10 protein-coding genes are annotated in these 9,450 nt (G+C 66.9%); 5 read left to right on the forward strand and 5 right to left on the reverse strand.

Annotated features, from left to right (window positions below; translation table 11 throughout):
* Nucleotides 1-34: 34 nt before the first annotated feature.
* From FBY21_RS27920 to FBY21_RS27930, 3 genes are all read right to left on the reverse strand, one after another.
* The gene (locus FBY21_RS27920) at nucleotides 35-814 is read right to left on the reverse strand and encodes a VacJ family lipoprotein (RefSeq protein WP_142015620.1); all 780 of its coding nucleotides are present in this window, start codon (nucleotides 812-814) and stop codon (nucleotides 35-37) included.
* Complete coding sequence (locus FBY21_RS27925; RefSeq protein ID WP_142015623.1) at nucleotides 807-2,105, reverse strand: serine/threonine protein kinase; 1,299 nt, start codon at nucleotides 2,103-2,105, stop codon at nucleotides 807-809. The genes FBY21_RS27920 and FBY21_RS27925 overlap by 8 nt, the downstream gene beginning before the upstream one ends.
* Nucleotides 2,106-2,244: 139 nt before the next feature.
* Complete coding sequence (locus tag FBY21_RS27930) at nucleotides 2,245-2,811, reverse strand: hypothetical protein (RefSeq protein WP_052807652.1); 567 nt, start codon at nucleotides 2,809-2,811, stop codon at nucleotides 2,245-2,247.
* Nucleotides 2,812-2,944: 133 nt separating this feature from the next.
* On the opposite strand from FBY21_RS27930, the gene FBY21_RS27935 reads away from it, so the two are divergent.
* From FBY21_RS27935 to FBY21_RS27945, 3 genes are all read left to right on the forward strand, one after another.
* Nucleotides 2,945-3,325, forward strand: a complete 381-nt coding sequence (locus FBY21_RS27935; RefSeq protein ID WP_107328568.1) for a hypothetical protein — start codon at nucleotides 2,945-2,947, stop codon at nucleotides 3,323-3,325.
* Between the two features lie 111 nt (nucleotides 3,326-3,436).
* Nucleotides 3,437-4,924 (forward strand): polyphosphate:AMP phosphotransferase, encoded by a 1,488-nt coding sequence (pap, locus tag FBY21_RS27940; protein ID WP_142015626.1) that lies wholly within the window; start codon nucleotides 3,437-3,439, stop codon nucleotides 4,922-4,924.
* 116 nt (nucleotides 4,925-5,040) lie between these two features.
* Entirely contained in the window at nucleotides 5,041-6,225 is a 1,185-nt protein-coding gene (locus FBY21_RS27945) for a thiolase family protein (protein ID WP_142015629.1), read from the forward strand.
* A 76-nt stretch (nucleotides 6,226-6,301) separates the two neighbouring features.
* On the opposite strand, the gene FBY21_RS27950 is transcribed toward FBY21_RS27945, so the two are convergent.
* Nucleotides 6,302-6,508: a DUF6316 family protein gene (locus FBY21_RS27950; RefSeq protein ID WP_044412510.1), complete on the reverse strand. Its 207-nt coding sequence runs from the start codon at nucleotides 6,506-6,508 to the stop codon at nucleotides 6,302-6,304.
* 214 nt (nucleotides 6,509-6,722) lie between these two features.
* Here FBY21_RS27950 and FBY21_RS27955 point away from each other — a divergent pair, with 214 nt between their 5' ends.
* The gene (locus tag FBY21_RS27955; RefSeq protein WP_074970044.1) at nucleotides 6,723-7,676 is read left to right on the forward strand and encodes a DMT family transporter; all 954 of its coding nucleotides are present in this window, start codon (nucleotides 6,723-6,725) and stop codon (nucleotides 7,674-7,676) included.
* Nucleotides 7,677-7,682: 6 nt separating this feature from the next.
* On the opposite strand, the gene FBY21_RS27960 is transcribed toward FBY21_RS27955, so the two are convergent.
* Nucleotides 7,683-8,534 carry an HDOD domain-containing protein gene (locus FBY21_RS27960; protein WP_142015632.1) on the reverse strand — a complete coding sequence of 284 codons (852 nt, stop codon included), beginning with the start codon at nucleotides 8,532-8,534 and terminating at the stop codon, nucleotides 7,683-7,685.
* A gap of 121 nt (nucleotides 8,535-8,655) precedes the next feature.
* On the opposite strand from FBY21_RS27960, the gene ung reads away from it, so the two are divergent.
* Nucleotides 8,656-9,351 carry a uracil-DNA glycosylase gene (gene ung / locus FBY21_RS27965; RefSeq protein ID WP_044412501.1) on the forward strand — a complete coding sequence of 232 codons (696 nt, stop codon included), beginning with the start codon at nucleotides 8,656-8,658 and terminating at the stop codon, nucleotides 9,349-9,351.
* Nucleotides 9,352-9,450: the final 99 nt, after the last annotated feature.

The raw sequence follows: 9,450 nt of genomic DNA on the forward strand, positions 1-9,450 counted from the left end.
GCCCCCCACCCGGTTCCCGGGTGGGGAGGGCGCATCACTCGGCGATCTGCAGCTTGCGCGACTCGGTGTAGACGTAGCGGATCTTCTCGTACTCGAACGGCGAGTTGAGCTGGCCGTAGCGGAAGCTGGTGGTGTAGCGCTTGTCGACGATGCGCAGCGCGGTGATTTCCGGGTGGTCGCTGCTCACCTCCGCCACGTTGAGGAAGTTGATCTGGTTCTCTGCGGCGAAATCTACCACCAGGCCGGTGGTGTCGCGCAGGTTCGACGGCCCCAGCAGCGGCAGCATCAGGTAGGGGCCGGCGCCGACGCCGTAGAAGCCCAGAGTCTGGCCGAAGTCCTCACTCTGCTTGGGCAGGCCCATCAGGGTGGCCGGGTCCCACAGGCCAACCACGCCGATGGTGGTGTTGAGCAGCAGGCGCCCGGTGACCTCCATGGAGCGCTGGCCCTTGAACTGCAGCAGGCTGTTGACCAGGTTGGGCACGTCGCCGAGGTTGCTGAAGAAGTTGCTCACGCCGCTGCGCACGAAGCGCGGCGTGACGTAGGTGTAGCCACGCACCACGGGCAGGAACACCCACTGATCGAAGCGGTAGTTGAAGTGGTAGACGCGGCGGTTCCAGGACTCCAGCGGGTCGTAGACCTCCAGGGCGTCGAAGGTCGAGCGCTCGAACTCGCGCTGGTCCAGGCCGGGGTTGAACGTCAGCTGGCGCAGTGGCTGGGTGAAGCCGTCCGGGTCGGCAACGGGTTTGGCTGGGGTGTCGGCGAATGCCGGCAGGCTGGCCAGCAGCAGGGCGGGCAGGAGTGCGTACTTAGCCACGGAAGAACTCCAGCATGGCGTCGCTGTTGACGCGGTAGTTGAGGTTGCCGCAGTGCCCGCCATGGGGGTAGACGGTCAGGCGGTCGCCGAAGGTACGGCGCAGGAAGCCCAGGTCACCGGTGCCGAGGATCACGTCGTCGGCGTTGTGCATCACCGCGATCTTGCTGCTGCTTTTGAGGTAGTCCTCCAGGGCGTAGAGGCTCACCTGGTCGATCAATTGGGTGAGGCTGCCGCCGTCGAAGCGCGCGCGCCAGAAGGGGATCAGTTGCTCGGTGATGTAACAGTCGAAGTCACACAGCAGTGCGCCCTTGAAGTAGGGCGTCAGGTTGGTGCCTTCGGTGATGGGCATCTTCACCGGGGTGATCAGCCCGCGACGGTTGATCAGGTCCGATGTGAAGGCGATATCCGAGGCGGAGAAACGGAACGAGGTGCCGATCAGCATCGCCATCTGTTCGTTGGAGAGCTTCTGCTTGGACTGCTGGAAGTCGTAGAGCATCGCGTCGTTGATGTCGACGTAGCCGCGCTGCTGGAAGTAGCGGGTCAGCTTGCCCAGCACCACCTCATAGAAGTTGGTGTTGGTGTCGATGCCCTTCACCCGCGTCTGCACCAGGCGGTCCAGGTTGCTGATGGAGGTGTAGAGGTTCACCGGCGGGTTGAGCAGCAGCACGCGCTTGAAGTTGAAGCTGCGCCGGGTCTCGTCCAGGTGGCTGACGAAGGCTGCCTCCAGGGCGCCCAGGCTGTAGCCGGTGAGGTAGAAGTCGGTGACCGGCAGGCGCGGGTGCTGTGCGCGCACGGCCTGCATCACCCGGTACAGGTCGTCGGCGTCCTCGGTGGACAGGCCGGGGGTGGCGAAGCGCGAGGCGGCGGCCATGAAGTCGTAGCTGCTCGGCGAGGACAGCTGCACTACATGGAAGCCGGCGCCGTAGAACAGCTTCTTCAGGTACTCGGCGAGGGTGCTGGAGTAGTGCGCACCGGTGCCGGCGATGATGAACACCAGCGGCGCCGCGTGGTCCTGCTTGGCCAGGCGGTAGCCCAGGGTGCGCACCGGCCAGAAGTTGTCCGGCAGCTGGAACTCCCGCTCGGGGCGCAGCTTCAGCGAGTAGTCGGCCTGGTCGATGTCCTCGTCGTCCGGCAGCTCGGGACGCAGTTCGGGCGGCGTGGTGGCGATGGTCGCCTCGAATGGGTTGGTCAGCGGATAGCCGTAGCTGGCCGCGTCGATGTCGGCCGCCCACAGCGGGGCACAGAAAAGCAGGCCGCCAAGCAGGGCGGCGATACGGCGGGTCAGGGCCATGTGGGTCGTTCTCGTGGCTGGAGCGTGAGGGCCGAGTGAAGTACGCAGGCTATGACAAGCGCAACCGCAGCAAAGTGCCGCAGTGAGTGGCAATCTGCCTGCCCCCGGCCAGGCTGGCAAGAACAAAGCCGTGGGCGGCTCAGTCCAGGCGCTCGATGCGCTCCAGCCAGACCAGTTCGCAGGCACCGTTGCCGGTGTCCTCGCGGGTCAGCGAGCTGACCCAGGTGAAGCCGTCGTCGCCGTCCACCCTCACCAGTTGCCCGCTGATGCGGATGCGCTGGCCGGGCGCCACGTCCGCCAGGTCCCGGGCCACCTGCGCTGTGGCCGGGATCATGTGCATGTTGGCGCTGTGGGTCTCGATCTCCCGCCGGGGAATGGGGAAGCGCTCGGTGGACCAGTGGTACCAGCGGTTGCCCTGGGTGATGCGGATCTGCGCCAGCACCGCCGGATCGGCCATCGGCCCCCAGCCCAGGGCCAGGTCGGTGGGGGAGAGGCGGGCGCCGGCGTCGAAGCGGTAGTCCTCGCGGCCGAGGATGCGCGCCTCCAGCTGGAAGGGCTGCAGCGGGGTGATGCGGTCCTTGCCCACGCGCAGCTCCCCGGAGGCGCTGTTGGCCGGCGGTGCGTGCGGGGTGGGGCGGGCCATGGTGTAGAGCATCCAGGCCAGGGCCAGCGCCGCGCAGAGGTAGACGAAGCGGGACAGGTTCATGGGGCGCAGTGTAGTGGCTGCACGGCAAGGCGGAACCCGGCGCCTCGCCCCTCGTCACAATTGTGCGAAGCACCTTGCATAAGGCTTGCGGCGGTTTATCCTTGGCGCCGCTTTTCATCCACCGGAGAGAACCATGTCCCGCCGTTTCCCCCTCATTGCCCTGCTGGTGCTGTTCGCCCTCTGGTTGGCCGGCAGCTACGGGTTGCGCTATGCGCTGATGGAGGATGCCCAGTGGGTCGGGCTCTGCGTGGAAGACGCCCAGCGCTGGGAATGCCAGCTGCGTGCCGGCCTGGGCCTGTTGATCCACCACCGGGTGATCGCCCTGGGTGCCCTGGGCCTGGCGCTGGTGGCTTTCTTCCTGCCCGGCCGCGCCGGCTGGCGCCTGGGTGTGCTGGGCATGCTGGTGGCCCTGCCGGCCATGGTGTTGTACAGCGCCAGCATCGGTGTGTTCGCCGTGGTGATCGCAGCCCTGCGGCTGGTACGTCGTTCGGCGGGAACGCCCGCCACGGCCTGACGGCCCATGTCACTGGAAAGGGATGCCGAGGCATCCCTTTTTTATTGACGTCGTTCTGTACGCACTCACGCCGGCTCCGCTATTTTTTCCCGATCAACCAGGGAGAGACGCATGTTCGAATCTGCGGAAATCGGCCATTCCATCGACAAGGACACCTACGAGAAAGGTGTGCTGGAGCTTCGCGAGGCGCTGCTGGAGGCGCAGTTCGAGCTGAAGCAGCAGGCACGCTTCCCGGTGGTCATCCTGATCAACGGCATCGAGGGGGCCGGCAAGGGCGAGACGGTCAAGCTGCTCAACGAGTGGATGGACCCGCGCCTGATCCATGTCGAGAGCTTCCTCACCCCCACCGACGAGGAGCTGGCGCGGCCGCCGCAGTGGCGTTTCTGGCGCAAGCTGCCGCCCAAGGGGCAGATCGGCATCTTCTTCGGCAACTGGTACAGCCAGATGCTCCACGCCCGGGTGGAGGGCGACATCAAGGACGCCCGCTTCGACCAGGCCATCGACGGCGCCGAGCGCTTCGAGCGGATGCTCTGCGACGAGGGCGCGCTGATCTTCAAGTTCTGGTTCCACCTTTCCAAGAAGCAGCTCAAGCAGCGCCTCAAAACCCTGGAAAGCGACCCCCAGCGCAGCTGGCAGCTCAACCCGCTGGACTGGAAGCAGAGCGAGACCTACGACCGCTTCGTGCGCTTCGGCGAGCGCATGTTGCGCCGTACCAGCCGCGACTATGCGCCCTGGTACGTGATCGAGGGCATCGACGAGCATTACCGCAGCCTCAGCGTCGGCCGCATCCTGCTGGAGGGCCTGCAGGCGGCGCTCAAGCGCAAGGACCGCCAGCAACCGCAGCCCCATGCCGCACCGCTGACCTCCAGCCTGGACAACCGCAGCCTGCTGGATGCCCTCGACCTCGGCCTGTCCCTGGACAAGGACGAATACCGCGAACAACTGGCCGCCGAGCAGGCGCGCCTGGCCAAGCTGATGTGGGACAAGCGCTTCCGCAGCCATGCGCTGATGGCGGTTTTCGAGGGCAACGACGCTGCCGGCAAGGGCGGGGCGATCCGCCGCGTCACCGGCGCCCTCGACCCGCGCCAGTACCGCACCGTGCCCATTGCCGCCCCCACCGAGGAGGAGCGCGCGCAGCCCTACCTGTGGCGTTTCTGGCGGCACGTGCCGCCGCGCCGGCAGTTCACCATCTTCGACCGCTCTTGGTACGGCCGGGTGCTGGTGGAGCGGGTCGAGGGGTTCTGCAGCCAGGCCGACTGGCTGCGGGCCTACAGCGAGATCAACGACTTCGAGGAGCAATTGCACGACCACGGCATCGTGGTGGTGAAGTTCTGGCTGTCCATCGACAAGGACGAGCAGATGAAGCGCTTCAAGGAGCGCGAGCAGACCTCGTTCAAGCGCTACAAGATCACCGAGGAAGACTGGCGCAACCGCGACAAGTGGGACCAGTACGTCAGCGCGGTGGGCGACATGGTGGACCGCACCAGCACCGAGATCGCGCCCTGGACCCTGGTGGAGGCCAACGACAAGCGCTACGCCCGGGTGAAGGTGCTGCGCACCATCAATGACGCCCTGGAGGCCGCCTTCCGCAAGTCCTGAACCATGGGCGCGCATACGCCGGGTGAATGATCGTCGCGGGCGAGGATAGTCGGCATCTATCCTCGCCCCATCGTCAATGGACACCCGTCCTCCAACCGACAAGAAAGAGGTGCCTCATGCGTGAAGTGGTGATAGTCGACAGCGTCCGGACCGGCCTGGCCAAGTCCTTCCGCGGCAAGTTCAACATGACCCGGCCCGACGAAATGGCCGCCCACTGCGTGAACGCGCTGCTGGCACGCAACGACCTGGACCCGGCGCTGGTGGACGACTGCGTGGTCGGGGCCGGCTCCAACGAAGGCGCCCAGGGCCACAACATCGGTCGTAACGTGGCCGTGCTGTCCGGTCTGGGCATCGGCGTCGCCGGCATGACCCTGAACCGCTACTGCTCCTCCGGCCTGCAGGCCATCGCCATCGCTGCCAACCAGATCGCCTCCGGCTGCAGCGACGTGATGGTGGCCGGCGGCGTGGAGTCCATCACCCTGACGCTGAAAAGCATCAACCAGGACAACTTCGTCAACCCGCGCCTGAAGCTGGAACACCCCGGCATCTACTACCCCATGGGCCAGACCGCCGAGATCGTCGCGCGCCGCTACAACGTCAGCCGTGAGGTCCAGGACCTCTACGCCCTGCAGAGCCAGCAGCGCACTGCCCGCGCCCAGGCCGACGGCCTGTTCGCCGACGAGATCGTGCCGATGAACGTCAAGTACGCGGTGGAGGACAAGGCCACCGGCGAGAAGCAGGTTCTCGACGGTGTGGTCGACCGCGACGACTGCAACCGCGCCGACACCACCCTGGAGGGCCTGAACAGCCTCAAGCCGGTGTTCTCCGAAGACGGCAGCGTCACCGCCGGCAACTCCTCCCAGCTCTCCGACGGCGCCTCCATGACCCTGCTGATGAGCCTGGACAAGGCCATCGAGCTGGGCCTCAAGCCCCGTGCCTTCTTCCGTGGCTTCACCGTGGCCGGCTGCGAGCCGGACGAAATGGGCATCGGCCCGGTGTTCTCGGTGCCCAAGCTGCTCAAGGCCCGTGGCCTGAGCATCGACGACATCGACCTGTGGGAACTGAACGAGGCCTTCGCCTCCCAGTGCGTCTACGCCCGTGATCGCCTGGGCATCGACAACGAGAAGTACAACGTCAACGGCGGCTCCATCTCCATCGGCCACCCCTTCGGCATGACCGGCTCGCGCCAGGTCGGCCACCTGGTGCGTGAGCTGCAGCGTCGCGGCAAGCGCTACGGCATCGTCACCATGTGCGTGGGCGGCGGCATGGGCGCCACCGGGCTGTTCGAAGCGGTCCGCTGAGTTCCGGCGGCCCATATGCGCGAAACCCGCTGGAGGGGACTCCAGCGGGTTTCGTCGTTTCAGGGCGGCAGGTTCGTCAGGCGCGGCTGGCGATCATCTCCTTGGCCTGGACCATGCGGCGGATGTAGGAGGTGATTTCCCGCTCGGCATCGGCCCGGGTGAAGTAGGGGCCTTCCAGGGTGCCTTCGCGGGTGGCGAAGAAGTACTGGCCGTTCACCGAGCTGATCCGGTCGCTGCGGTAGTGGGTGCCGGGACCGGCGTCTTCAGTGCGTTGGCCGTACATGCGGGCTCTCCAAAAGCGGCGTACAGATGCCTGGAGTCTAATGCGCCGCCGCTGCGCTGCACGGGCCGGCGATGGACGGTTGTGATCACAGGTGCGGGTGGTCGACAGGTACAGTTGGCGGGCAGCCTTGCGGGCGGGTGTAGCTGTCCTGCCGGCCGGGCCCGCCCTAGAATGGCGCACCCGCCGTCCTGCGGGCCCTGCCCTGAGGTTTCCCATGCATGTTTCATCCGGCCGCTGGTTTCTCGGCCTGGTTCTCGCCCTCGTCACTGCGGTGCTCTGGGGCATCCTGCCCATCAAGCTGAAGGAAGTGCTGAAGGTGATGGACCCGGTCACCGTGACCTGGTACCGCCTGGTGGTTTCCGGCTCCCTGCTGTTCCTCTACCTGGCGGCCACGCGGCGCCTGCCGACGTTCCGACCGCTGGGGCGCAAGGGCGGCTGGCTGGTGGCGCTGGCCATCGCCGGCCTGTTGGGCAACTACGTGCTCTACCTGATGGGCCTGCGCATGCTGACGCCGGGCACCACGCAGCTGGTTATCCAGGTGGCGCCGATCCTGCTGTTGCTGGGCAGCCTGTTCGTTTTCAAGGAGCGCTTCAGCCTCGGCCAGGCCCTGGGCCTGCTGGTGCTGGTGAGCGGGTTCGGGCTGTTCTTCAACCAGCGCCTGGAGGAGTTGTTCACCTCCCTGGGCAGCTACACCACCGGTGTGCTGATCGTCCTTGGCGCGGCCTTCGTCTGGACCTTCTACGGGCTGGCGCAGAAGCAGCTGCTGACGGTGTGGAATTCCATGCAGGTGATGATGGTGATCTACCTCGGCTGCGCCCTGCTGCTGACCCCCTGGGTCTCGCCGCTGGAGGCGCTGCAACTGAGCCCGCTGCAGGGCTGGCTGCTGCTGGCCTGCTGCCTGAACACCCTGGTGGCCTACGGCGCCTTCGCCGAGGCCCTGGCCCATTGGGAGGCCTCCCGGGTCAGCGCGACGCTGGCCATCACCCCGCTGGTGACCTTCGCCTCGGTGGCGGTCGCCGCCAGCCTGTGGCCGGACCACGTCCACCCCGAGCAGATCAACGGCCTGGCCTACGGCGGGGCCGTGCTGGTGGTGCTGGGTTCGGCGCTGACCGCCCTGGCTCCCTCACTGGTGCGCAGCTGGAAGGCCCGCCGCCAGCGGGCCGGGTGATGCCGCTCAGGCGTGGCCCTTGCCGCCCATCAGCTTGAACCAGAACGCCACACCGCTGGCCAGTTCGGTGCGCAGGGTGGCAGCGTCCAACTGGTCCGCCCGCTCCCTGAGCACCCGCCGCCAGGCCGGTAGCTGGGGCAGGCTTTCGTCGTCCGGCTCGCTGGCGCAGAGGCGGCTGGCCACCTGCACCAGGTCGGCCAGGTCGGCCCGCTCGCCGTGCTGGCGATCCCAGTGGGTGCGATGGCGCGCGCAGTCCACCAGCACCGGGGGCAACTTCCAGGCGGTCAGCACCACCACGCCGATGTCCGCCGAGAGCTGGTCGCACAACTGCTCCAGCACGGCTTCCTCGCGGGGGATCTCGGGCCACTGGTCTGCCTCGTCCAGCAGCGGCAGGCTGCCGATGTCCTGCACCAGGCCGGCGAGCATGGCGTCCTCCAGGGAGAGGCGGGTGTAGTCCTGGGCCAGGCAGGCGCAGTAGGCGGCACAGAGCAGGGCGGTGTTCCAGCGATGGCGGAAGACCTTCTGCAGCACCGGGTCCTGGGTGGTCAGCAGGTTCTGCAGGGTGAAGCTGAGCACCAGGTTGTTCAGGCGCTGCATACCCAGGCGGGCGATCACCTCCTGCAGGTTCACCCCCGGCCGCAGGTTGCGCAGCAGCGGGGTGGCGGCGAACTGCATCAGGTAGGCCGCCAGCGGCGGGTTGCTGTGCAGCAGGCGCGTCACCTGCTCCAGGGAGGCGTGCTCGGACGAGAGCAGCTTGCGCAGCTGCATCGAGGTCTCCGGCATCTGCGGGACCTTGGCCTCGCCCTTCATGAAGTGGCTGAGCAGCGAGAACTTGAGGCGGTCGTAGCGGTTATCCATGGGGTGTGTCCTTCCTCCCTCCTCGATTGACAAGAGTAGAGGGCATTTCTTAGGGTGCCCGACCACTGGACGGCCGGCCGGCCGTGCTCATGCGCCACGGGCGCCGCAGACGGGATGCACCATGACTGAAAGCGATCGGATCAAGCTCGAGGCAGGCTGGAAAGAAGCCCTGCGCGACGAATTCGACAAACCTTACATGAAAGCGCTGGGAAATTTCCTACGCACTGAGAAGGCTGCCGGAAAAGAGATCTACCCGCCGGGACCGATGATCTTCAACGCCCTCAACTCCACGCCGCTGGACCAGGTGAAGGTGGTGATCATCGGCCAGGACCCGTACCACGGCCCGGGCCAGGCCCACGGCCTGTGCTTCTCGGTGCAGCCGGGGGTGGCCATCCCGCCGTCGCTGCTGAACATCTACAAGGAACTCAAGCGCGACCTGAACCTCGACATGCCCAGCCACGGCTACCTGCAGAGCTGGGCCGAGCAGGGCGTGCTGCTGCTCAACACCTCCCTCACCGTCGAGCGCGGCCAGGCCGGTTCCCACGCCAACCAGGGCTGGCAGCCGTTCACCGACCGGGTGATCGAAGTGGTCAGCCAGCACCAGCCGCACCTGGTGTTCCTGCTCTGGGGCGCCCATGCCCAGAGCAAGCAGCGGCTGATCGACACCCAGAAGCACCTCGCCCTGCGCTCGCCGCACCCCTCGCCGCTGTCGGCCCACCGGGGCTTCCTCGGCAACGGGCACTTCAGCCGCTGCAACAAGTTCCTCGAGCAGCACGGGCTGGCCCCCATCGACTGGCGCGTCCCGCCGCTGGACTGAGTCGCCGCAAGGGCCGCAACCCCCGCCCCGGGCCTGATTTCCTGATCGACCGGCTGTTCAGCCGAGGTTCAGAGAGGGTTCAGGGGCGGTTCAGTGACC

Source organism: Pseudomonas sp. SLBN-26, assembly GCF_006715895.1.
GTDB classification, from domain to species: domain Bacteria; phylum Pseudomonadota; class Gammaproteobacteria; order Pseudomonadales; family Pseudomonadaceae; genus Metapseudomonas; species Metapseudomonas otitidis.

Excerpts from the sequence above, each read along its gene's own strand:
- FBY21_RS27925 (WP_142015623.1), bottom strand. The coding sequence starts at position 2,105 with ATGGCCCTGACCCGCCGTATCGCCGCCCTGCTTGGCGGCCTGCTTTTC.
- FBY21_RS27930 (WP_052807652.1), bottom strand. The coding sequence starts at position 2,811 with ATGAACCTGTCCCGCTTCGTCTACCTCTGCGCGGCGCTGGCCCTGGCC.
- FBY21_RS27935 (WP_107328568.1), top strand. The coding sequence starts at position 2,945 with ATGTCCCGCCGTTTCCCCCTCATTGCCCTGCTGGTGCTGTTCGCCCTC.
- pap (WP_142015626.1), top strand. The coding sequence starts at position 3,437 with ATGTTCGAATCTGCGGAAATCGGCCATTCCATCGACAAGGACACCTAC.
- FBY21_RS27945 (WP_142015629.1), top strand. The coding sequence starts at position 5,041 with ATGCGTGAAGTGGTGATAGTCGACAGCGTCCGGACCGGCCTGGCCAAG.
- FBY21_RS27950 (WP_044412510.1), bottom strand. The coding sequence starts at position 6,508 with ATGTACGGCCAACGCACTGAAGACGCCGGTCCCGGCACCCACTACCGC.
- FBY21_RS27955 (WP_074970044.1), top strand. The coding sequence starts at position 6,723 with ATGCATGTTTCATCCGGCCGCTGGTTTCTCGGCCTGGTTCTCGCCCTC.
- FBY21_RS27960 (WP_142015632.1), bottom strand. The coding sequence starts at position 8,534 with ATGGATAACCGCTACGACCGCCTCAAGTTCTCGCTGCTCAGCCACTTC.
- ung (WP_044412501.1), top strand. The coding sequence starts at position 8,656 with ATGACTGAAAGCGATCGGATCAAGCTCGAGGCAGGCTGGAAAGAAGCC.